This window comes from Pseudobutyrivibrio sp. LB2011 (assembly GCF_000701765.1).
Classification (GTDB): Bacteria; Bacillota; Clostridia; order Lachnospirales; family Lachnospiraceae; genus Pseudobutyrivibrio; species Pseudobutyrivibrio ruminis.
This window is the reverse complement of the sequence record NZ_JNJS01000001.1, coordinates 143920-167203: the sequence shown is the minus strand read 5'-3', so window position 1 is coordinate 167203 and position 23284 is coordinate 143920. Positions and strand designations below refer to the sequence as shown.

The window sequence follows — 23284 nt, the reverse complement described above, 5'->3', positions numbered from 1 at the left end:
AACTATTTTTTAAGGAGTGCATATGCTCTAAGTATTTCGCCTACAGACCAAGCCTGCGCAAAGCATCCCTTTGGCTGATATGGCTTTTCACTGTTAAAGTTCTCTGAGTAATTGCCAATACATTCTGTTACAAGATGCTTTTCTACTGGCTCAAACATAGCCTTTGCTTCTTCGATAGCCTGTGCGCTATGTCCGCCAACCTTAAGATATGCCTCAATAAATGCACCTAGCATGAAGCCCCAGGCTGTGCCTTCCTCCAATGATTTGATACCAACACCAACATACAGATTGTCTTTTACGACCTTTACTACAGACTTTTCCTTTTCAACGTCAAGCATTGTAAATGGAAGGCTGATAGCAAAAAGCTGATCAGGGCAGAGCGCTGTATCCTTCTCCTCCTCGCTGATGGAATTGTATAGGTAGCCGCCCTCTTCGTACCAGAAATCTGTGTTGAATGCCTCCTTAACCCAGATAGCAAGCTGGCTGCAACCACCTGCGTATGCCAGATAGTTCTCTGGCTTGTTGTGAGTTCTTCTGGCGATTCCTCGTGAGATTTCCTCCATTGTCATAAGTGCGTTGTACCAAAGAGCATTAATATCAACAGGCTTGCACTTGCCTACCTGCATCAAAGCATCATCATCCATCTTGATAGAATATGATGTACCCTTTCTGTACGCTCCCATGATTTCCTGAAGATGAGGATAAATTTCATCCTCAACAAACTTCCATGCCTCATCGTTATCAACGTATTTCAGATAATTATAAACTGCATAGAAATACCAAAGTGACGCATCCGCTGTATTGTTTGAAGGTGTGCCTCCCTCCTCTGGGAACTCATTAGGAAGCAAACCATTTTTAATATACTTTGCATATGTAAGAAGAATTGATTTGGCATCATCAAAGTGACCTGTCTCCAGGCAAATGCCTGTGAACGCCACCATTGCATCTCTACCACGGTCTGTGAGCCATGGATAGCCTGCAATAATACTCTTTTTATTAGAAGACTTTCTCTTTACGATAAACTGATTTGCCGCAACAGTAAGAACCTGTGCAAGCTCATCATCCTCATCAAATCCAGCAGTTTCAATAAGCGCCTGGACTCTATTCTTCTCTTTTTCAGCCTCTACAAAAGCTGTATCTCTATCAATATCTTCAAAATCTGGCCAGTTAACCTTCTTGCGACCAGTGCTGGATTTCACATCCACAGAACAAACAAATGAAGCCTTTGAAACTCCACCTGCAGCAACTTCCATAACAAAATCGTATGGCTTAATATGACAATCCAAACCATCCTTGCCATCATCAAGCTCATGCTGAAGCTCCATATTTTCATCGTACACGTTGTTGCGCTTTACCATCTCACAGCCTGCAGAAATAAGAGAAATTCTCACATCTGAATTGCTAACAGGACTATAGTAAAAACCTACATTGCCATTATTCTCGTTACGAATCTCCTGGAAAACTTCCTCTGGCAACTCAAATCTCAAATCATTGATAGTCATATGAGCTGAGTGCTTTCTATAATTCATAAGAGGTGTGATAACTACACCTGCTGCCGGACCATTATTCTCCAACGTATATGCGATAGTACACTGATTCTTCTCATGAACCAAAGTAATTGTCTTTGTGAGACGCATACCACCCGCCTCATAAATAAAGGTAACATTGCCATCATACTTAAACTGACTCAAGTGCATATTACCCTGATTAAACTCGCTAGTATAAGGGCCCTTATGCTGAGCTGTAGTCAAATCATAAATTCTGCTACCACACACAAGGCGCTCATTTGTCTTTGAAAACGCAAGCACTCTATCAACCGGCGCCTGCAAGCTAGCAATCAAATAGCCCTGATGAATTCTCGAGTGTGCACCGATAATGCTACTGCTTCCATATCCACCAAGGCCATTTGTCAAAAGCCATTCTCTATTTAAATTATTCTTATAATTATTAAGCTTATCTAAAGCAAATTCAAAATTCATTTATTATTCTCCATCGTACACGCAAAAGTTTACATCTACATTATACACAAAAATCCCCCCATTTCTTCATTAAATTTGCAAAAAAACCGTATATAAATCATATGCTAACCTCTACATGATGTCTGGCAAAAATAAAAGGACCAGGCATGGGCGTGCCTAGTCCTAACAAAAAGGGAGAAATAATACGAATATATTAGACTAAATCAAAGAAGCTACACACTTCTCGACTTCTTTCATGTCAGCTGTTGGCTCGAAACGGGCAACTACATTACCCTGACGGTCAACGATGAACTTTGTAAAGTTCCATTTGATTTCTGGATTGTTCTTGTAATCCTTGTCAATCTTCTTGAGCATTGCGCTCATAGCAAGTGCCTTAGCACCCTTACCAAATCCTTCAAAGCCCTTCTGAGACTTAAGATACTTGAAAAGCTCGATAGCTGTTTCGCCATTTACATCAGCCTTCTTCATCTGAGGGAACTGTGTGTTGTAGTGAAGCTGGCAGAACTCGTGAATTTCCTCGTCGTTTCCAGGTGTCTGACCTGCAAACTGGTTGCAAGGAACATCTACGATTTCGAAGCCCTGAGCGTGGTACTGCTCATAGATGCTTTCGATGTCCTTGTACTGTGGTGTGAAACCGCATCCTGTAGCTGTGTTGACAATCATGACAACCTTTCCCTGATAATCGCTCATAGCCTGCTGCTCGCCATTTGTCTTTTCAACTGTAAGATCATAAAATCTCATTACTTTTCCTCCTTCACAGAAAAACATGTTCATATTTCTTTTAATTTAATTGTGTGCAATTGATTATGATTGAATTGTACGCAATTAAATTTTATTTGTCAACACCTTTTTTCAAATTTTATTTTTTTCTTTGTTCTGATAAAATAAAAATAACATTTGAATATGGAGGAAATATTAATTTGAACCTAAAAAAATTAAAAAAGATTTTTACTAAGACTGCCTTGTCCCTAGCCTTGGCATTGACTATTAGTTTTACAGTGCCTATGGCATCACTTCAGGCTGAGGCTGCTTATTATTCTGTTACACCTATATCTGCAGTGCTTTTGTCCTGCAATGGTACTGAAGTATTTGCTGATGCAGATACCACCACTTTCGTAAAAACTCTCGCAGTTAATACACCTGTACAGGTTACCGGCCAGACATCAAATGGCTTTTGGCAGGTTAGCCTTGATGGCGCAACTTACTATATTTCACAGCAGGCACTTTCTGCTGCAGCAAACACTACTGCTGTTCGATTTACTTCATATGATGTGAATGCAGCCCTTGTTGCTAACGCAGCATCTGGCAAAATCATTTATAGTCAGGGAGCAAACGACAAGCTTGAGCCAGCCAGCACAACCAAAATCATGACTGCTCTTCTTGTAATAGAAGCAATCGAAGCTGGACAGCTTACTTTAGATACACCTGTTTTGACTTCTGCAACAGCAGTTGCTTCTCTTCCATCAGACGCAAGCCATGTGGAGCCAAGACTTCAAGCAGGAGAAATCCTTACAGTTGATCAGCTTCTTACAGCAATGATGGTTAGCTCTGATTGCCAGGCCTGCAATATTCTTGCTGAGGCCGTTGCCGGTTCCGTATCAAACTTCGTAGCACTTATGAATGCTAGAGCAACTCAGCTTGGTTGTGTAAATACAAACTTTACTAATCCATCTGGCTATCCAGATAAAAACATGTACACAAACGCTTACTCACTGTATTTGATTACAGCTAACGCTTACGCTCATCCATTGTTCAAGCAGTATTTTGGTATGGCAAGCGCTGTGCTTCCAGCCACAAACATGTGCGCTGCTCCTAGAGCACTTGTAAACACTGACGCTCTCGTAATTCCAGACTCCGCTTACTACAACCCATACGTAGTAGGCGGCAAAACAGGAACAGCCAACCGCGCTGGCCAGTGTCTTGTGACTGTTGCTTCAAGAGAAGGCAAGACAATTATCACTGTTGTACTTGGTGGAAAGAACCGCACAATGTACGATGGAACCGTAAAATCATCACGTTATTATGAAACTAATCGTTTAATAGAACTTGGCTTTGCAAATTACTGGTAAAAAAGCCTTAAAATATACAGAATTTACATAGTTTTTTCACATCAGTGTCCGATAATCATTATAGAGAGATTTTTGGAAGGGAGTGTGATTTACAAATGAAACCAATTAGAAAGCTCTTACGAAAATATGTTGTAGTAATGCTCCTAGTTGCAATGGTTTGTCCTTCTATCACTGTAGATGCAAAACAACCTGTTAAAGAGACATCTACCCAGAAAGTAATTGTGATTGATCCTGGCTGTCAGATGAATGCCAACAATCGAAAGGAACCAATTGGGCCTGGAGCTTTCAAAACAACTGCACGTGCCACAACTGGTGTGGATGGAGCCGAAACAGGAATTCACGAATATGAGCTGAATCTGCAGATTGCCTTGAAGACATCTTCTCTTCTTAGCAAGCAGGGCTACACCGTACTCCTTACCAGAAATGAAAACGATGTAAATCTTAGCAGTGGCGACCGTGCAATGATTGCCAACACTGCAAATGCCGATGCATTTATAGTAATTCAGACTGGGGAAAACAATGGAGTTTCTGTTGTATGTCAGTCAGAAGATAATCCATACAACTATGGAAATTACAATGATGCTAGATTATTATCAGATGCAATCCTAGGCTCTGTTGTCCAGGAAGTTGAGTGTGATAACTCAGGCGTCACCGAAGACGATGACAAACCTATCATCAACTGGTGTGCATCTCCTACCGCCATCGTAGAAGTTGGTGACCTCACAGACGCCGACGAAGAAGCTAAGCTAGTGGACGACGAATACCAGTTAAAGCTCGCCCAGGGCATAACAAACGGTATAGATAGCTACTTCACACAGAAATAAAAAAAAGCCAACCTTTATAAAAAGGTTGGCTTTTTTTTATTCTGTGAATAATGGTGTTGAATAATATCTATCACCTGAATCAGGAAGTAAAGCTACAATTGTCTTTCCCTTATTCTCTGGCTTCTTTGCGAGCTCGATTGCTCCGTGGAGAGCTGCTCCTGAAGAAATACCAACTGAGATTCCTTCCTTCTTTGCGAGAAGCTTTGCTGCTGCAAATGCATCTGCACTGTCTGCTACGAAAATCTCATCGTAAATCTCTGTATTTAATACGTCTGGAACAAATCCTGCGCCGATACCCTGAATCTTGTGTGCACCTGCACGTCCCTCTGAAAGAACAGGTGAATCCTTTGGCTCAAGTGCAACAATCTTAACATCTGGCTTCTGTGACTTAAGGTACTCACCTACACCTGTGACTGTTCCACCAGTACCTACACCAGCGATGAAGATATCAACATTTCCATCTGTGTCTTCCCAGATTTCTGGACCTGTAGTTGTTCTGTGAGCTGTTGCATTTGCTGGATTTACAAACTGACCAGGGATAAAGCTTCCCTCGATTTCAGCTGCAAGCTCCTCAGCCTTTGCGATAGCCCCCTTCATACCCTTTGAGCCTTCTGTAAGAACGATTTCAGCGCCATATGCCTTAAGGATATTTCTACGCTCAACTGACATTGTCTCTGGCATTGTAAGGATTGCACGGTATCCCTTTGATGCTGCGATTGCTGCAAGACCGATACCTGTGTTTCCTGAAGTTGGCTCGATGATTACTGATCCTTCCTTGAGGAGACCTCTCTCCTCTGCATCCTCGATCATAGCCTTTGCTACTCTATCCTTTACTGATCCAGCTGGATTGAAATACTCAAGCTTTACAAGAACTGTAGCCTCAAGCCCAAGCTCCTTTTCAATATTAACCACCTCAACAAGTGGAGTCTTTCCAATTAACTCAATAGCTCCTTTATAAATCTTTGACATTTCAAGTCTCCTCCTAGTTTTTTTATATTATACCGCATTTGCGTTTTTTTCTGCATTAAAAACTTCTTCAATCTTCTCTGCATCAATTGCATCAAAGCCCTTCTGTAAATCCTCAATGATGTCATCAATGTGCTCTGTACCAATTGAAAGTCTGATTGTAGACTGTGTAATTCCCTGATCTAAAAGCTCTTCCTCTGTAAGCTGAGAATGAGTTGTTGTCGCTGGGTGAATAACCAGGCTCTTTACATCTGCTACATTTGCAAGGATTGAGAAGATTTCAAGGCTATCAATAAAATTGTAAGCTTCTTCCTTGCCACCCTTGATTTCGAATGTGAAAATGCTTCCGCCATCCTTTGGGAAGTATTTCTTGTAAAGCTCATGATCTGGATGATCCTCAAGTGATGGATGATTTACATGAGCTACCTTTGGATGATTCTTCAAGAACTCAACAACCTTCTTTGTATTTTCTGCATGTCTGTCGAGACGAAGAGGCAATGTCTCAATTCCCTGCAAAAGGAGGAATGCATTAAATGGTGAGATTGTTGCCCCTGTGTCTCTAAGAAGAATAGCTCTGATGTATGTTACAAATGCTGCAGGACCGGCAACCTCAGCAAATGATACACCATGATAGCTTGGATTCGCTTCTGCGATGTTAGGGTACTTTCCGCTTGCCTTCCAATCATACTTTCCAGCTTCTACGATAACACCACCAAGTGTTGTTCCGTGTCCACCGAAGAACTTTGTTGCTGAATGAACAACGATGTCTGCGCCGTGCTCAATTGGTCTTACCCAATAAGCTGCTCCAAATGTGTTGTCAACAACAAGTGGAAGACCTGCTTCATGTGCAATCTTTGCAATTGCATCGATATCTGGAATATCGCTGTTAGGATTTCCAAGAGTCTCTAAGTAGATTGCTCTTGTGTTATCCTGAATTGCGTTTTTAACCTCATCTAAGTTATGGGCATCTACGAATGTTGCTGTGATTCCATACTGTGTAAGAGTATGAGCAAGAAGATTGTAGCTTCCGCCGTAGATTGTCTTCTGTGCTACGATGTGTCCACCGTTTGCAGCAAGTGCTTGGATTGTGTATGTGATTGCTGCTGCACCAGATGCAACTGCAAGTGCTGCGCTTCCACCTTCAAGTGCTGCAACTCTCTCCTCTAAAACACCCTGAGTAGAATTTGTAAGACGACCATAAATGTTACCTGCATCAGCAAGACCAAATCTATCTGCTGCATGCTGTGAATCTCTGAATACGTAGCTAGTAGTCTGGTAAATAGGTACTGCTCTTGCATCAGATGCTGGATCTGGGTTTTCCTGGCCCACATGAAGTGCTAAAGTTTCAAATCTATAATTGCTCATAATTCTTCCTCCTTTTTTTGCCTATCTGGTTGATATGTTTTTGTGTTGAAATGATAATACATTTAATTACCTACCTAGTCAATAGGTTTTACAATAAGCAAAAACTATAGCTAGCTATAAATTGAATTTATAACTAGCTATAGTCACATTTTTAATATTTTATTTTCACATTTAGTTGCTACTATATCCTTATAAAACAGTAAAGGTAGGTGTTTTTTATGGATATGGTAAAACTTCGTTGCCCTATGTGCCGCAAAATGTTTGAAATATCAACAGTTGAATTAGAAAAAAAATATAAGTACGGTTTTGTGCCTATTTTCTGCAACTACAAATGTTTGTTACGTTTTTCTAGTCACCACTAGGACAACTGTGCTTGTTTATATATACAAGGCACTATCATACTCAAAGGTTCTAAGGAACTTTTGAGCTCGTTCTGTAACAGGTTCCTTAAAGAATCCCTTTACGTCTTCTGTCTCTTCTACTATCTCGCCATTGTCGAAGAATAGGATTCTATCTGCAACAGCCTCTGCAAAACTCATTTCGTGAGTTACTATGAGCATAGTGCGGCCACTTTTAGCCAGCTTAATCATAGTTTCAAGTACCTCATGAACCATCTCTGGATCAAGAGCCGCTGTCACCTCATCAAAAAGTATAATCTCTGGATGCATTACAAGTGCACGTACAATTGCAACTCGCTGCTTCTGTCCACCAGAAAGCTGTCTAGGATAATAATCCTTTTTATCAGAGAGACCGACCTTGTCTAGAAGCTCTATTGCCTCCTTTGTAACCTCTTCCTTGTTTCTCTTCTGAACCTTAGTAGGTGCCAGTATGATGTTTTCAATTACTGTCTTGTGAGGGAACAATTCGTAAGACTGGAACACCATTCCAATCTTCTGACGAAGCTTTGTGATATCTCTTTTATCAGCCTCCACTGGAAGTCCATCAACGGTAATGATGCCTCCCTGAATTTCCTCCAAACCATTCAAGCATCTTAAAAATGTACTTTTACCACAGCCTGATGGTCCGATGATTACTACAACCTCTCCTCTTTTTACAGAAAGATTGATGTCTTTCAAAACAACATTGTTTCCAAATTCCTTATGTAAATGTGTAACCTTTAATAATTCGCTCATTACGCCCACCTTTTCTCCAAATAAATACTAAGTCTACTGATTGGCCAGCAAACAAGGAAATACATAAGCATAACAACCCCAAACACGCCAAATGCAGCATTTGGTGAAGTGTTTCTGTTTGCCTCGATAATCTGCTGCCCTACCTTCAAAACTTCCACAATACCAATCATCATTACAAGTGATGTTGTCTTAATCATTCTGGTTATAAGGTTGATTGATAGCGGAATCAGACGTCTTATTGTCTGTGGCAGTATTATGTATAAATAGGTCTGAAGCTTATCCATTCCAAGAGCATATGCAGATTCAAATTGGATACGAGGAATACTCTTTATAGAACCTCTTACCAAATCTCCCATCTCTGCTGTGCCCCAGAAGGTGAATACAAAAATTGCTGAAGCTTCTGCTGATAAGTCCCAACCAAAAACTCTGGTAGTTCCGAAATACACAATGAAAAGAAGCACCATCTGTGGCATGATTCTTACTGTTTCAAGATATAGCTTCAATACCGCTTTTAAAATCTTATTATCGACTGTCATCAATACACCGACAACAAGTCCAAGTAAAATACTAATTGCAACGGATATAAGGCTGATTTCAATTAAAACCCACAAGCCCTGAAGCAATCTCATGAAGTTTGTTCCTTTGAACAGAACATCAATCCCCAAACTGGCCATAGCGCAACCTCCTTTCCACAATCGCTCCTACAATCGATACTGGAAGGAGCATAATCAGGTAGAATACAACCAAAAGAAACAGACACTCAATTGTCTTTGCGTACATTCCTATTAAATCCTTTGCAGTAAACATCAGGTCCATAAGACTGATTGTTGAAAACACTGATGTCTCTTTTAATAAGAATATTACGTTGGCCAAAAGTCCCGGCACGCTGATAGAAATTGCCTGCGGCATAATTACATGCCACAAGGTCTGATACTCACTCATGCCAAGGCTAAGTGCGCTTTCTTTTTGTATTACAGGAATTGCATCCAGACCACTTCTAAAGGTTTCAATCATATAGGCTCCACCTAGAAGGCCAAGTCCTAGAATACCGCATGTTTCTGCAGTTATTTTGATACCCACCTTTGGCAACGCAAAGTAAATAAAAAATAGTTGAACCAAAAGTGGCGTGTTTCTAAAAATTTCAATATATATTCCAATTATTGTTTTAAGCACTGGAACTTTAAAATGCAGGATAGCAGAGCCTACGAGTCCAATGATTAGACTCATTAATATGCCCTGCCATCCTATCTTCATTGTAAGTAAAAGTGCTTCTTTATATAGTGGAATATATTCTCTAAGAATACTTATATCCATTACTAAATAAATAGCCTTTCAAATTTTCTTTAGGAATCTTACTGCTCTACTACAAGTGTATCCTCATAGTCAGCACCGTATGTATCAAGAAGAGTTGCCTCGTAATCAGCGTGGAAGAAGTTCTCATCGCCAAGTGTATCAAGCTCTTCGTTAAGCCAGTTGAGAAGTGTCTCATTGCCCTTTGTTACAGCTGGAGCGATTGTATCCTGGTCACCAAGCTCTGGAATACCTACTGTGTATCCTTCATTCTCTATCGCAAATGCGATAACCTCTGTATTATCGTTTGCCCATGCTACGCCGTTGCCGTTCTCAAATGCTGTCTTTGCCTCTGCATATGCATCGTACTTCTGAAGCTTGATATCAGGATAGTTCTTTGTAAGGTATGTCTCTGCTGTTGTACCAGAAATAACAATTACCTGATCATCCTCACCTATATCATCAAGGCTCTCAATAACAGCATCTGAAGGTGATACAACGCCAAGTGCAACATTCATATATGGAAGTGCGAAATCAACCTCCTGAGCTCTCTCTTCTGTTACAGTAAAGTTTGCAAGAATGATATCAACCTTTCCTGTCTGAAGATACTCAATTCTGTTTGCAGCTTCTGTTGATACGTAGTTAATCTCAACACCAAGATCCTCACCAATTCTCTCTGCAAAATAAACATCGTATCCTGCATACTCACCATTCTCATCTACATAACCAAATGGGCTCTTGTCTGAGAACACGCCGATGTTAATTGTTCCGCTTTCCTTAATCTCATCAAGTGTTCTGAAGCCTGCATTTGAATCAGCTGCCTCTGCGCCTGCCTCCACACTTGCATCCTTTACTTCCTCTCCTGCATCCGCACTTGAGTTTCCGCATCCAACAAATGCTGTAGCTGTAAGTGCTGTAATAAGTAATCCGCTTGATAATTTCTTAAGTAAGTTGTTTTTCATATTAATCGTCCTCTTTCTATCTTTATATTTTTACCAACTTTTCATATATTGCTCCCGCGAGTAACTCATGGCTTTTGGCGTCCATGTGCTCCTGATCCAATTCTGATGGCTCCGCCACATCAGATGCTGCCAAAAACTTACAGTCATACTCCTCGGCGAGCTTTCTAAAGACTGCTTTCAATTCTTTAGAAATCACTACAGAGTGTTCATTGAATTCAGGATCATAATTGTTCTGCCATACCTTTTCTCCCAAATGAATAGGTGACACCAGGATGATATGTTTTTCATCTGCTACCTCCTTCCTTGTTATGTGTGATATCTTACCCCTTATTACCTACTAGGTCAATAGGTTTTATAATCAAGGTTTCCTATACACCGTTATCAACAAAACCTATAGCAAGCCACCATCCACCTAATCCCCCTTGATTTACCTATTTACCTAGGATATTATAGTGTTATTAAGGAGGTACGATATGTTTAGTACTAAAGGTAGATATGCACTTCGTGTAATGATAGACTTGGCGCAGCAAGATAGCGAGGCTTATATTCCACTTAAGGATATTGCTGAGCGCCAGGATATTTCTAAGAAGTATTTGGAAATAATAGTTAAGGAATTGGTTAAAGGTGGACTTGTGTCTGGAGTTAGTGGAAAAGGCGGCGGATATCGTCTTACCAGAAAGCCTGAGGAATATTCTATTGGTGAGATTATAGAATTGCTTGAAGGCAGCCTTGCTCCTGTGGCTTGCTTAGCCGACGGTGCAAAAGACTGCCCTCGTGAAGGTGTATGCAAAACTCTTCCTATGTGGACCGAGTTTTATTTGTTAGAGCGTGATTTCTTCTATGGAAAGAAGCTCAGTGATCTTGTAAACGAAGCTTAGTTTACGTGACAAGCTTCACAATCATGCTCTTCAGGAAAATCTGCTGGATCGTACTCTATGTCATTTTTGTCGTAGTAGTCCTTTACAGCAGATTTTATTGCTTCTTCAGCAAGAACTGAACAGTGAAGCTTATGTGGTGGAAGCCCATCTAGTGCCTCAGTAACAGCCTTGTTAGTAAGCTGTAAAGCTTCTGATACCGGCTTTCCCATAATAAGTTCTGTTGCCATTGAGCTTGATGCAATGGCGCTACCACATCCAAATGTCTCAAACTTAACGTCATCGATAATCTGCTGGTCATTAATCTTAAGATATATTTTCATGATATCGCCACAGACTGGATTTCCAACTTCACCTACTCCATCGGCGTCTTCAATAACTCCTACATTTCTTGGGTTTCTAAAATGGTCCATGACCTTTTCGCTATATAATGCCATCTTTCTACTCCTTCTCTCTTGTGTGTTTAAGCGATTTCCTTGTGCTCTGCAAATACGTGATTTCTCTTGCCGCTAATTAAATCACCCCAGAATGGTGAAAAGCTTCTAAGATACTCAATTACCTCTGAAACAGATTTAATAATGTAGTCCACCTGCTCCTCTGTTGCATCCTCGCCAAGTGAGATTCTTAGTGAGCCGTGAGCTACCTCGTGTGGTCTACCAATTGCAAGTAGTACATGGCTTGGGTCTAATGAGCCAGATGTACAAGCTGAGCCTGATGAAACTGCTACACCCTTATCGTCAAGTAAAAGTAAAAGTGATTCTCCCTCAATTCCCTCGAAGCAGAAGTTTACATTTGATGTAACTCTAGCATGTCTGTCTCCATTTAACTCTGAGTAGGGAATCTGAGATAATCCCTGGATAAGTCTTTCCTGAAGAGGTGCAAGATGCTCATTATTTGCGTCAATATTTGCAACAGCATCCTCAAGTGCAACTGTAAGACCTACAATGCCTGCAAGATTTTCTGTACCTGCTCTCTTTCCTCTTTCCTGAGCGCCACCGTAGATTACGTTAGACACTGGGATACCGCCCTTTACATAAAGAACTCCTACACCCTTTGGGCCATGGAACTTGTGGGCAGAAATTGAAAGCATATCAATATTCTGCTCTTCAACATTGATGTGAACATGGCTAATAGCCTGAACTGCATCTGTATGGAACCATACCTTCTTCTCACGACAGATTCTTCCGATTTCTGCGATTGGCTGAATTGTTCCGATTTCGTTGTTGGCATACATGATAGTAACAAGTGCTGTATCCTCACGAATCGCATCCTCGATTTCCTTTGGATCTACCACACCATTCTCATGTACATCTACAAGTGTGATTTCAAAGCCTTCCTTTTCCAATGCCTGAAGTGTGTGAAGCACTGCATGATGCTCAAACTTCGAAGAAATGATGTGCTTCTTCCCCTTCTTTGCACCTGCTTTTGCGGCAGACATGATTGCCTGATTATCTGCCTCACTTCCGCCTGATGTAAAATATATTTCTCTAGGCTTCGCACCTAAAATGGCTGCCACCTTTTCTCTTGATTCCTCTAATACTTCCTTTGCCTTCTGGCCTACCGAATAAAGGCTTGATGGATTTCCATATACTTCTGTGAAATATGGAAGCATGGCATCCACTACTTTTTTACTAACAGCTGTTGTCGCTGCATTATCTGCATATACAAACATAACTACTACCTTTCTTTAACATTATTCTAAGTTGCTCCTTTTACCTAGTAACCTAGTCTGTTAATGAAGATATCACCAAACACCTACTAGGTCAATAGGTGTTTGCATCTTTTAGCCTTATTAAGAAATCTTCTCATTAAAAAAAGAGATGCTAAATTGCATCTCTTGTTTCACACACTATTAAATATCCTTCTTTTAATGAAATACTGCCAACCTCTTCTGTAATTTCATTGCTAACAGTCAGGGTATTGAATCCTTCTATAGTGGCATTTTCCAAAGGATATTTGAAACCTGTCATAGTCACGCCCGTGGCCTTGCCTCCATAAGGGAATATTGAAATATAATGACCAAATTGTGCTTCCGCTCCCTCTCTAGAAAGATTAAGAACCTGCCCGGCAGAAATCATTTGAATGTAATTATACTCATCTACAATTACAACTTTACGCTGCTTCAAACAACCCATACCAAGAAGATTTACATTTCCAAGGAAATGATCCAGGCGTTTGCCTGTGGCACCTAAAAGGTAAATATAATCCCCTACCATTGACTTGCGAATAGCTATATTTAACGCTGCTTCAATATCTGTATCATCCTTTACAGGATTGAGCTTGATTACCTCGGCATTGCTATGCTGAAGCTTTTCGTATGCGTCCTTTGATATGGAATCGAAATCTCCTATAACAATATCTGGCTCCTGCCCTATATCCAGACAGTTTTCATAGCCACTATCGCAAGCAATTATACTTAACGAAGCTTCATCAAGCTTGCTTATGAACTCACTTATGAAATTCTTATTGATGCTACCGCCACCAATAATTGCTATCATCGCATTTTCTCCATAAGAGCTTCAACGTTTGCTGAAATATCGCCGTTAAACACAGCTGAGCCAGCTACGATAATATTGGCTCCTGCATCTAAAGCATCATCAATAGTGTCTTTATTAATGCCACCATCAACTTCAATATCAATCTTTAATCCCTTTTGATTTAAAAGCTGTGATAGCTCTCTTACCTTATCAAGTGTGTATGGAATCAATGACTGTCCACCAAAACCTGGGTTAACTGTCATGATAAGAACCATATCTACCTTTTCCAAAACATGGCTAATTGCACTAAGTGGAGTTGCTGGATTGATTGCTACACCGGCCATAGCACCACTGGCCTTAATCAATTCAATCGTTGCATCCAAATGCTTACAAGCCTCAGCATGAACTGTAATAATATCTGCTCCTGCCTCAGCAAAATCCTTAACGTAACGCTCAGGATCCACTATCATCAAATGCACATCCATCATTCTGTCTGTGTATTTACGAATTGTTTTTAGAACAGGAAGTCCAAAGCTGATGCTTGGCACAAAAACACCGTCCATTACATCGAAATGAACGTACTGTGCTCCAGCCTCATCAATGACTTCTAGCTGTTGTTTTAAAATTCCAAAATCCGCTGACAAAATTGAAGGTGCTAAACATTTTTCCATAATCATTACCTGTATTTATTATTCCTTTCATTAACCATTTCAGAATAAATCTGAAGGTAGTTCTCGTATCTGCTGGCTGCGATTTCACCAGATGCTACTGCATCTTTTACGCCGCAGCTAGGCTCCTTGTCATGAGCGCAGCCTGTAAACTTGCAGTAAGAAGCTGGCTCAATAAACTCTGGAAATAAGGTATATAAATCCACAGGCTCTATCTTTGGAACAAACAAAGATGAGAAACCTGGTGTGTCCATAATGAATGTGTCGTCACCTAAATATAAAAGCTCGGAATGACGTGTCGTATGTTTTCCTCTACCGATTTTTTCAGAAACCTCTCCAGTTTCCATGGTCTGGCCCTCAGTCAGTTTATTGACTATAGAGCTTTTGCCAACACCGGATGGTCCTGCAACGGTAGATGTTTTGCCTTTTAATATTTCTCGAATGCCATCTATGCCCTCGTCGTTTTTTGCAGAACAGAAAATAACTTTGTATCCTGCTTTTTCGTAAGTAGCTCGCATTCTCTCTTCAAAGCCATCGTCTGCTATGTCTTCTTTGTTGAAGCATATGACGATAGGCAAATCCTGCTCTTCCATCATACAGAGGAATCTGTCCAAAAGATTAAGATTTGGCTCAGGATTTTTAGTTGCAAAAATGAGCAATGCTTGATCAACATTTGCAACAGCCGGTCTGATAAGCTCAGACTTTCGCGGCAAAATGCTTATAACATTGCCCGTCATTTCCTCGGAAGAGATGACGTCAATTGTAACGTCATCCCCTACCAAAGGCTTTATTTTATCTTTTCTGAAGGCTCCCTTTGCCTTGCACTCGTATACGCCCTGGTCCTCCACGTATACGTAGTAGAACCCGGCGATACCTTTAATTATTTTTCCTGTCATTATTGCTCAACTGTACCCTGTATAGTTTCGGTTTTGGTTTCAGTTTGATCATCAAGAGCTACTGTGCTTCCATCTGATGCAGTAATTGTAGGAGTGTAAGTCAAAGTAATAGTAAGTGATGACTTTGGTGAATTGCTAATGTTGATTGCACCATTCTTTGGAATATTACCTGACTGGTTTGTCTCTGCAATTGAGTAAGTACATGGACCATCAAATGGGTTTGAAACTGTGTAGCTGTATGTAGTCTCTTTCTTACCTTTACTGATAACAAGTGTAATGCTTGTGTTTGGTGCAACCATTTCACCTGCTTCGATTGACTGGCTGATTACTGAGCCAGATGCAACATCATCTGAGTACTCCTGTGTTGTGCTTGTAACAACGATTCCCTTTGCATCCAAAACAGTTGTAGCTTCTGCCTGTGAAAGACCAACTACGCTTGGTACTGCAACTGTTGAATCAGAATCTGTTGAGCTAGATGATGAGTTGTCATTGCTAGAGCTGCTAGAGCTACTTGAACTGCTTGAGCTATTAGAGCTACTTGAGTCGCTAGAGCTTGAACTATCTGAGCTTGATGAATCACCTGAGCTGCTTGATGTATCTTCACCTGCAACAGTAAGTCTTAATGTATCTTTGAGAGAGAACTCCTCGCCCTCTGCTACTGACTGGTAAATAACTGTGCCATCTTCGTAATCGTCGTTTTCCTCGTATGAAACAACAATATTGTCCTCTGTATCAAGACCAAGCCCTTCCAACTGCTCAACAGCTGCCTCATAAGATGAACCAACAACGTTAATCATTGTTACTTTCTTTGCGCCAAAGTTGAAAACGCCAAATACATTTCCAAGAATAGCAACTAAGATAGCAACGATAGCAACACCAACACCAATGCCTGCGAATGTCATGATTCTGTCCATCTTAGAATCTTCTTCATCCTCGTCATCGTCGTCATAATAATCGTCATCATCGTAATATTCATCGTCATCGTAGTACTCTTCTTCGTCGTCATAATCATCGTCGAAGATAAGTGCTGCTGCAGCCTTCTTTGTGATTGATTCCTCTGTCTCAACAGGAACCTTAGGCATAACCTTTGTCTGGCCAAGATCTGCTGCACCAACGATTGTAACGAAATCCTCATTAGGGCTAACAAGTGCTTTCTTTAAATCCATAAGCATGTCAGAGATAGTTGGATATCTTCTATCTGGTGACTTCATTGTAGCCTTGAGGATGATTTTCTCAAGTGAAATTGGAAGATCTGGAGCATATGCTGAAGGTGCTACCATCTCCTCCTGTAAATGCTGGATTGCGATTGCAACTGTATTGTCTCCATCGAATGGAACACGGCCTGTGACCATTTCGTACATAACAATACCAAGTGAATAAATGTCACTCTTTCCATCAACAAAACCGTTTCTAGCCTGCTCTGGTGATGAATAATGAACTGATCCCATCACATCAGCGTGGATTGTGTTTGAGCTTGCTGCATGAGCAATACCAAAATCAGTAACCTTAACCTTTCCTTCTGTGGAAATGATAATGTTCTGTGGCTTAATATCACGATGGATAATGCCCTTTTGATGAGCTGCCTCGATACCACGTCCAACCTGGATGGCAATTGAGATAGCTTCCTTGAAATTGAGCTGTCCCTTTTTCTCGATGTATGTCTTGAGAGTAATCCCCTCTACATACTCCATAACAATGAAGTACATTCCGTTTTCAGAACCTACATCATATATATTAACGATATTTGGATGTTCAAGACCTGCTGCTGACTGAGCCTCAGTTCTGAACTTTGCTACGAAAGTAGCATCCTCGGAAAACTCCTGCTTTAATATTTTTATTGCAACTTCACGACCAAGAATGTGATCCTTTGCACGATAAACATCAGACATTCCGCCTGATCCAACTCTATCTATTACTTCATATCTATCCGCTATAAATACGCCTTGTGTAATCATGTATTCTCCTTTATACAACCTATTTCTTATTCGATAATAATAACTGAAACATTGTCTTTGCCACCATTTGCATTGGCACGCTCAACGAGCTTGTTTGCCCTGCTTTCAATGGTTTCCTCAGATGTGAGAATCTCATAAATTTCCTGATCCTCGACCATGTTGGTCAATCCATCTGAACAAAGTAGGATGTGTTCATTACCGCTGATTTCCACATCAAAATAATCTGGTGTAATAGTTTCTTCGGCCCCGATAGCTCGAGTAATCATGTTCTTACGTTTGTCATATTTAGCATCGTCTTTATCTAACTCACCAGTTCTAACTAGTTCAGCAACAACAGAGTGGTCCTTTGTAACCTGCTTTAACATTGCTCCATTAGCAACATAGAGTCTACTATCACCCACATTTGCCACATAAAGATGTCCATCAAAAACTGTAGCCAAGACCAAAGTAGTCCCCATACCAGTTTTACTAGAATCCTTATGAGACTCTGTAAATATGCGATTGTTTGCTGTCTGAATTGCCTGCTCTAAGATTCTGACAGTCTCAAGCTCATTTGAATTGGTAATTGAATCGATTATGATTTCCACGCATTTTGCAGAAGCATAATCACCTGCCAATTCTCCACCCATGCCATCGGCCACAATGTAAAGGTTTGGAAGCTTTCCAACCCTTGTGTCAGATGCATAGATAGTGTCTTGATTTACCTTTCTCTTGACACCGACATCAGTTTTTTCATAGCTTATCATTAAGTAGTCCCTTTCGAAGCGTCTTTTGCGTCCATTGTTCGCTTTCTAAGTTGTCCACAGGCCCCGTCAATATCGCGACCCATTTCCCTTCTAATAGTAGCATTATTCACGTATTTTTCAATCTTTTTTTGGAATGCGTAGGCCCTGTCCATGCTTGGTGAAACGAAATCGCGCTCCTTAATTGGGTTCACCGGAATAAGGTTTACATGGCAGTTAAGATGGCCTATTAATTCACCTAATTCTGTGGCATCCTGGTCTCTATCATTGACGCCACCAACAAGAGAATATTCGAAGGTGATTCTTCGACCTGTCTTGTTGAAATAGTATTCACAAGCATCGATTAACTCGTGAATCTCATACTTGTTTGCAATTGGCATAAGCTCTGCTCGCTTCTGCTGGTTTGGCGCATGCAAAGAAATGGCAAGTGTGATTGTCAAATCCTCATCCGCAAGCTGCTTTATGCGAGGAACAATACCGCATGTGCTGACTGTGATATTTCGCTGTGAGATATTCAGTCCGTTTTCATCTGATAATAGTCTAACAAATTTAACTATATTATCATAGTTGTCCATTGGCTCGCCTGTGCCCATAACAACCAAGTTTGAAACACGCTCTCCTGTATCCCTTTGGATGGCATAAATCTGTCCAAGCATCTCTGAAGCTGTCAGGTTTCTCACCCATCCGTTGAGTGTAGATGCGCAGAAACGGCATCCCATTTTACATCCAACCTGAGAGCTGATACACACAGAGTTGCCATGCTTGTAGCTCATCCAAACACTCTCTACCATTTCTCCATCATAAAGCTCAAAAAGGTATTTGCGAGTACCATCGATTTTGGAAACCTGCAAATCAATCTGCTTCAATGGATGGTAGTTGCATCTGTCTGCAAGCTTTTCCTTGAGAGACTTTGGAATGTTTTTCATCTCGTCATAATCCTGTGCCAAATGCTGGTGCATCCACTCATAGAGCTGCTTTGCTCTAAACTTTGGCTCTCCCAAGTCAGCTGTAACAAATTCTGTTAGTTCGTTTAAGTTTAGTGACCTAAGGTCTACTAGTTCTTTTTCATTACACATATAAAAAATCCATCGTGACTAGAATCAGGCAATAGCTGTTCCATGTTAACCATTGTAAAGTCCTTATGTGATGATAAGAAGTTGCTTACCTGATTTTCGTTTTCATCTTTATTAATAGTACATGTGCTATAGCACAATGTTCCGCCGTCCTTTACATACTTACAAACAGTATCTAGAATATTTGCCTGAAGCTGAACCAGCTCATTCAAGCTTTCTTCTGTCTGATTGTATTTAATATCCGGCTTCTTTCTGATAATACCAAGACCTGAACATGGTAAATCAGCAATTACCACATCATACTGATTTTCTGCTGCCTGGTCAAATTCTGTGGCATCCCACTGCTTGGCAGTGATGTTTGTAGCCCCAGTACGCTGTATGTTTTCATTTATAAGTGAAACCTTTGCCTCGGTAAGGTCTCTGGCTTCTACACTTCCTTGGGAAGCAATCTGCGCCGCATGAAGTGCCTTGCCTCCCGGTGCTGCACACACATCTATGACTTTATCAGTATCCTTGATGCCTGCCTTGTATGGTACAAGCTGTGAAGAATAATCCTGAATATAGAAAAGCCCTTGATTAAATTCTGGAATACTTGCCAGAGAATCATATCCATTGATGTAGCATGCGCTGTCAATTGTATCGCATATACGTACTGAAATATTTCTGCTTTCCAGTTTCTCTTTCAGTTCTTCCCTGGTCACTTTGCTAAGGTTAACCCTAATGCAAAGATCCTGTGGCTCGTAGAATCCCTTGAGAATTTCTTCTGTCTGTTCTTTGCCATACTCTGAAGTCCACTTGTCCACAATCCACTGTGGCATAGAGTACTTTGTGCACAAATCTGTAAACTTAACTTCTGATTTTTGTCGAGATATGTTTCTAAGTACTCCGTTAACAAATCCCGACAAACCAGTAAAGCCTTTTTTCTTTGCAATCTTTACATATTCATTGCAGGTTGCAGAGTCTGGAACGGAATCCATGTAAAAAATTTCATAAGCTCCCATTCGCATAATGGTGCGAATTACAGGCTTCATTTTTTTAACCTTTGTTTTTGAAAAGCTGTCGATGATGTAATCAAGCTGAAGCTTTCGCTCCACTGTGCCGTTTACAAGACGCGTGATAAATGCTCTCTCGTTTTTATCAAGATAAGCGTATTTATCTAAAACAGCTTTTAAATATATATGAGAGAACTGACCATGCTCAAGAATCTCAAGTAGAGTTTCAAAAGCAATCATTCTCGTGTTTATCTTATTGTTATCTGACATCAAATATCCTCTAATTAATTCTTACTATTTGATAGTTTGGCACCAGTCTCAAGCTGATATCCTCTAAGGAAATCACCAGCTGCCATACGCTTTTTGCCTTCAAGCTGAAGCTCATTAATCTCAAGCGCCTTGCTGCCGCAAGCTATGGTAAATACGTTTTTATTTACATCGATAACTGTACCTGGCTCGCCTGATTTATCAACTACAGTTGCTTTCCAAAGCTTTAGCTGCTTACCATTAATAAATGTAAATGCTGATGGCCATGGATTAAGACCTCTGATAAGGCGCTCGATTTCCTCTGCTGGCTTAGTCCAATCAATATTTCCCATATCCTTTGAAATCATGCCTACGTGTGTAGCCTGTGATTCATCCTGAGGGATTGGTGTGATTTCTCCTCTATCAAGAGCCTCAATTGTCTTTACTGCAAGCTGTCCACCATCAAGAGCAAGCTTATCAAAAAGGCTGCCGCCTGTCTCGTCTTTAGCGAGCTCAATCTCTGATTTAAGAAGCATATCGCCATCATCAAGACCTGGGCCCATAAGCATTGTTGTGTTTCCTGAAACCTTTTCCCCGTTGATAACAGCCCACTGAATTGGCGCTGCACCACGATACTTTGGAAGAAGTGAGCCGTGCACATTTACACAGCCAAGGCGTGGCATATCAAGGATAACCTTTGGAAGAATCTGTCCAAATGCAGCCACAACAAATACATCTGCCTGGAACTGTCTTAAATACTCAACTGACTCCTCTGCCCTGATTTTAACTGGCTGATAAACTGGGATATCATGCTCCATTGCAAATTCCTTTACTGGAGTAGGCTGAAGCTTACCACTACGTCCCTTTGGCTTATCTGGCTGAGACACTGCAAGGATAACCTCGTGCCCAGCCTCATATATTGCCTTTAAAGTCTCCACCGCAAAATCCGGTGTACCCATAAATACTACTTTCATCTATATCAATCCTTTCTGCTGTATTGCATAAGAAAAAACGTCTCAAGACGCTACTTCTAAGTGTAACATTTTAAGACGTTTTTGTACAATCGCAGTGACCTGACATAATATACGTAGGGCATTTTATAATACCTTCTCCATAACTGAGACTGATGATTTCTTGTTGCCCCAAGTCAATTCATCCCGTCTCTTTGTCTTAAATCCCATCTTCTCCCAGAACGGAAGAACATTATTTTCATAGTCATCAACCACATCAATTCTAATAATTTGTGCTCCAGAATTACGAACCCAGTTTTCAAAGTATTTGTAAACAATCGTACCTAAACCTTTTTTCTGCTTTTCCTTTGTAAGCATAAGCAAAGAAAGATATACATATCCTTCAGCATTTATCATATAGTCAAGGATGCCGATTGGCTCATTATCTACAAATATATAGTTCGATGTAAAACCATGGGCCTGCATTTCTTCAAGCTCATTTTTAAGGAAGCTTTCATCGATATAATCTTCCCCTAAATGATGAATTAAAAAATCTGTATTTGAATTGTATATTTTTATAGCGTCAGCTATGTTTGTTGTGTCTATTGTTCTAGTCTCTATCATATAGGATATTCTTTCTTATGTCTTTTTTATGGCAATTATCTTGTTTTATTATCCAAAAGTCATCCACATCTGTCTAATTGTAATTAAACTCTCTCCTTCTGGAGCCAAGTTAAGTGAATTACTGAAATCCCCAAATTCACTTACATGCAAATTGAATAAAAGTTAAGTGAATCTAAAAATTTTTTAATCTCACTTAAAAATGAAACATGGCATTAAGTGTATTAAAAATATCTCAAAATAAACTTAACTTTTTCATCCTAAAATCTCCGCTTCTTAAGTTTATTATGTAATAAGCAAAATAAACTTAACTCAATCACACTGTTTATTAAGTTAATTTTTGATTATCTAATAATTGACTTAACTTTATCTAAAATATTTTAACTTATTTTAAGTTTATTTTTATTCTTCCCATATTCACTTAACTGCCAAATCACTTTTTAAGTGAAAAATAGGTTTTCATATTTTAACTTAACTAAATTTCTCCTCAAGTCACGAATTATGAATCCACATTAATGTATCAATCTACAGAGCACCAAACCTACTCAACCGAATAAATTGTATTCTTCTCAAACAATCCAATGGCGAATCCCATCTTCATAAACAGTGGCATATTTTCATATGCCTGAAAGCTGGTTCGCTCCAGTAGCTCTTCCAGTGTAAGCTCCTCGTAATAACCGTATGGATTGGCTACAGTGATTTTGTCATTTTGAATATCTGCAGCGACAATCAATGAATAATGCAAAGTCCATTCGTCTCCATACAAAGCTGCCCATTCAAATGGCACAGGCTTTCCAGATGCCAGAGTATCGTACATGATGTCGATGAACTCGGTGTTTTTCACATACTTGTGAATCTCTGTTTTGTACTCAGGAAACTGTTTATTCATCTCCTGGCAAAACTTATTTCCTGTAGAAGTGACAACCTTGCCATATTGGTCATACAAGCTTTCTTCTGTAATGTCGCCACCATTCCAGGCTGAAAACATTTCAATTACAGCATATCCGCAAGAAATATCCTGGGTAATTACCTCAACATTTTCAGCCCCCACAGGAGTCTGATATTTTTCATCTGTATATACACTGGAATAATCATCCTGCGTAAGCTTTGTGCGAATGCCTGTAATTCCCAGTGCGATCAAAGCCACGCAGATGATTAAAACCAAAACGCACCCTAACACTTTCAGTACTTTTTTCATAT

At 40.2% G+C, this 23284-nt stretch carries 24 protein-coding genes; 3 read left to right on the top strand and 21 right to left on the bottom strand.

What is annotated here, in order from left to right; genetic code table 11:
• Positions 1 to 2: 2 nt before the first annotated feature.
• Positions 3 to 1979, bottom strand: a complete 1977-nt coding sequence (locus T375_RS00705) for an amylo-alpha-1,6-glucosidase (protein ID WP_044933812.1) — start codon at positions 1977 to 1979, stop codon at positions 3 to 5.
• Between the two features lie 198 nt (positions 1980 to 2177).
• Positions 2178 to 2720 (bottom strand): glutathione peroxidase, encoded by a 543-nt coding sequence (locus T375_RS00700; RefSeq protein ID WP_044933811.1) that lies wholly within the window; start codon positions 2718 to 2720, stop codon positions 2178 to 2180.
• 179 nt (positions 2721 to 2899) lie between these two features.
• On the opposite strand from T375_RS00700, the gene T375_RS00695 reads away from it, so the two are divergent.
• Together T375_RS00695 and T375_RS00690 are read left to right on the top strand one after the other, a co-directional pair.
• Complete coding sequence (locus T375_RS00695; protein WP_049960224.1) at positions 2900 to 4048, top strand: D-alanyl-D-alanine carboxypeptidase family protein; 1149 nt, start codon at positions 2900 to 2902, stop codon at positions 4046 to 4048.
• Positions 4049 to 4143: 95 nt separating this feature from the next.
• Positions 4144 to 4872 carry an N-acetylmuramoyl-L-alanine amidase family protein gene (locus T375_RS00690; RefSeq protein WP_049960223.1) on the top strand — a complete coding sequence of 243 codons (729 nt, stop codon included), beginning with the start codon at positions 4144 to 4146 and terminating at the stop codon, positions 4870 to 4872.
• 36 nt (positions 4873 to 4908) lie between these two features.
• On the opposite strand, the gene cysK is transcribed toward T375_RS00690, so the two are convergent.
• From cysK to T375_RS00655, 7 genes are all read right to left on the bottom strand, one after another.
• Complete coding sequence (gene cysK, locus T375_RS00685; RefSeq protein WP_044933809.1) at positions 4909 to 5841, bottom strand: cysteine synthase A; 933 nt, start codon at positions 5839 to 5841, stop codon at positions 4909 to 4911.
• A 27-nt stretch (positions 5842 to 5868) separates the two neighbouring features.
• Positions 5869 to 7203: an O-acetylhomoserine aminocarboxypropyltransferase/cysteine synthase family protein gene (locus T375_RS00680; protein WP_044933807.1), complete on the bottom strand. Its 1335-nt coding sequence runs from the start codon at positions 7201 to 7203 to the stop codon at positions 5869 to 5871.
• Between the two features lie 377 nt (positions 7204 to 7580).
• A complete protein-coding gene (locus T375_RS00675; RefSeq protein WP_033153837.1) occupies positions 7581 to 8336 on the bottom strand; it encodes an amino acid ABC transporter ATP-binding protein in 756 nt (251 codons plus the stop codon).
• Positions 8336 to 9010 (bottom strand): amino acid ABC transporter permease, encoded by a 675-nt coding sequence (locus T375_RS00670; RefSeq protein ID WP_044933805.1) that lies wholly within the window; start codon positions 9008 to 9010, stop codon positions 8336 to 8338. Before T375_RS00670 ends, T375_RS00675 begins: the two co-directional genes overlap by 1 nt.
• Positions 8991 to 9650, bottom strand: a complete 660-nt coding sequence (locus tag T375_RS00665; protein WP_044933803.1) for an amino acid ABC transporter permease — start codon at positions 9648 to 9650, stop codon at positions 8991 to 8993. Before T375_RS00665 ends, T375_RS00670 begins: the two co-directional genes overlap by 20 nt.
• Positions 9651 to 9688: 38 nt before the next feature.
• Positions 9689 to 10588 (bottom strand): transporter substrate-binding domain-containing protein, encoded by a 900-nt coding sequence (locus T375_RS00660; RefSeq protein ID WP_044933801.1) that lies wholly within the window; start codon positions 10586 to 10588, stop codon positions 9689 to 9691.
• A 22-nt stretch (positions 10589 to 10610) separates the two neighbouring features.
• Positions 10611 to 10841 carry an SGNH/GDSL hydrolase family protein gene (locus tag T375_RS00655; protein ID WP_177175568.1) on the bottom strand — a complete coding sequence of 77 codons (231 nt, stop codon included), beginning with the start codon at positions 10839 to 10841 and terminating at the stop codon, positions 10611 to 10613.
• Between the two features lie 220 nt (positions 10842 to 11061).
• Between T375_RS00655 and T375_RS00650 the strand changes: the two genes are divergently transcribed.
• On the top strand, positions 11062 to 11466 hold the full coding sequence (locus T375_RS00650; RefSeq protein WP_044933799.1) for an Rrf2 family transcriptional regulator: 405 nt from the start codon (positions 11062 to 11064) through the stop codon (positions 11464 to 11466).
• Here the strand turns inward: T375_RS00650 and nifU are convergent.
• From nifU to T375_RS00590, 12 genes are all read right to left on the bottom strand, one after another.
• Positions 11463 to 11900 (bottom strand): Fe-S cluster assembly scaffold protein NifU, encoded by a 438-nt coding sequence (gene nifU, locus T375_RS00645; RefSeq protein WP_044933797.1) that lies wholly within the window; start codon positions 11898 to 11900, stop codon positions 11463 to 11465. The genes T375_RS00650 and nifU overlap by 4 nt on opposite strands.
• 26 nt (positions 11901 to 11926) lie before the next feature.
• Positions 11927 to 13135: a cysteine desulfurase NifS gene (gene nifS / locus T375_RS00640; protein WP_044933795.1), complete on the bottom strand. Its 1209-nt coding sequence runs from the start codon at positions 13133 to 13135 to the stop codon at positions 11927 to 11929.
• A 151-nt stretch (positions 13136 to 13286) separates the two neighbouring features.
• Complete coding sequence (locus T375_RS00635) at positions 13287 to 13961, bottom strand: thiamine diphosphokinase (RefSeq protein WP_049960221.1); 675 nt, start codon at positions 13959 to 13961, stop codon at positions 13287 to 13289.
• Complete coding sequence (gene rpe, locus T375_RS00630) at positions 13958 to 14611, bottom strand: ribulose-phosphate 3-epimerase (protein ID WP_081821948.1); 654 nt, start codon at positions 14609 to 14611, stop codon at positions 13958 to 13960. Before rpe ends, T375_RS00635 begins: the two co-directional genes overlap by 4 nt.
• Positions 14612 to 14616: 5 nt before the next feature.
• A complete protein-coding gene (gene rsgA / locus T375_RS00625; RefSeq protein WP_044933792.1) occupies positions 14617 to 15504 on the bottom strand; it encodes a ribosome small subunit-dependent GTPase A in 888 nt (295 codons plus the stop codon).
• Positions 15504 to 17459, bottom strand: a complete 1956-nt coding sequence (pknB, locus tag T375_RS00620; protein ID WP_044933791.1) for a Stk1 family PASTA domain-containing Ser/Thr kinase — start codon at positions 17457 to 17459, stop codon at positions 15504 to 15506. The genes rsgA and pknB overlap by 1 nt, the downstream gene beginning before the upstream one ends.
• 26 nt (positions 17460 to 17485) lie before the next feature.
• On the bottom strand, positions 17486 to 18205 hold the full coding sequence (locus T375_RS00615) for a Stp1/IreP family PP2C-type Ser/Thr phosphatase (protein WP_044933788.1): 720 nt from the start codon (positions 18203 to 18205) through the stop codon (positions 17486 to 17488).
• Positions 18205 to 19278 (bottom strand): dual-specificity RNA methyltransferase RlmN, encoded by a 1074-nt coding sequence (rlmN, locus tag T375_RS00610; RefSeq protein ID WP_044933787.1) that lies wholly within the window; start codon positions 19276 to 19278, stop codon positions 18205 to 18207. Before rlmN ends, T375_RS00615 begins: the two co-directional genes overlap by 1 nt.
• Positions 19257 to 20537 carry a 16S rRNA (cytosine(967)-C(5))-methyltransferase RsmB gene (gene rsmB, locus T375_RS00605; protein WP_044933785.1) on the bottom strand — a complete coding sequence of 427 codons (1281 nt, stop codon included), beginning with the start codon at positions 20535 to 20537 and terminating at the stop codon, positions 19257 to 19259. Before rsmB ends, rlmN begins: the two co-directional genes overlap by 22 nt.
• 14 nt (positions 20538 to 20551) lie before the next feature.
• Positions 20552 to 21487: a methionyl-tRNA formyltransferase gene (fmt, locus tag T375_RS00600; RefSeq protein ID WP_044933783.1), complete on the bottom strand. Its 936-nt coding sequence runs from the start codon at positions 21485 to 21487 to the stop codon at positions 20552 to 20554.
• A 123-nt stretch (positions 21488 to 21610) separates the two neighbouring features.
• Positions 21611 to 22087, bottom strand: coding sequence for a GNAT family N-acetyltransferase (locus T375_RS00595; RefSeq protein WP_044933781.1), 477 nt, complete (start codon positions 22085 to 22087; stop codon positions 21611 to 21613).
• 538 nt (positions 22088 to 22625) lie between these two features.
• Positions 22626 to 23282, bottom strand: coding sequence for a hypothetical protein (locus T375_RS00590; RefSeq protein ID WP_044933780.1), 657 nt, complete (start codon positions 23280 to 23282; stop codon positions 22626 to 22628).
• Between the last annotated feature and the right edge of the window lie 2 nt (positions 23283 to 23284).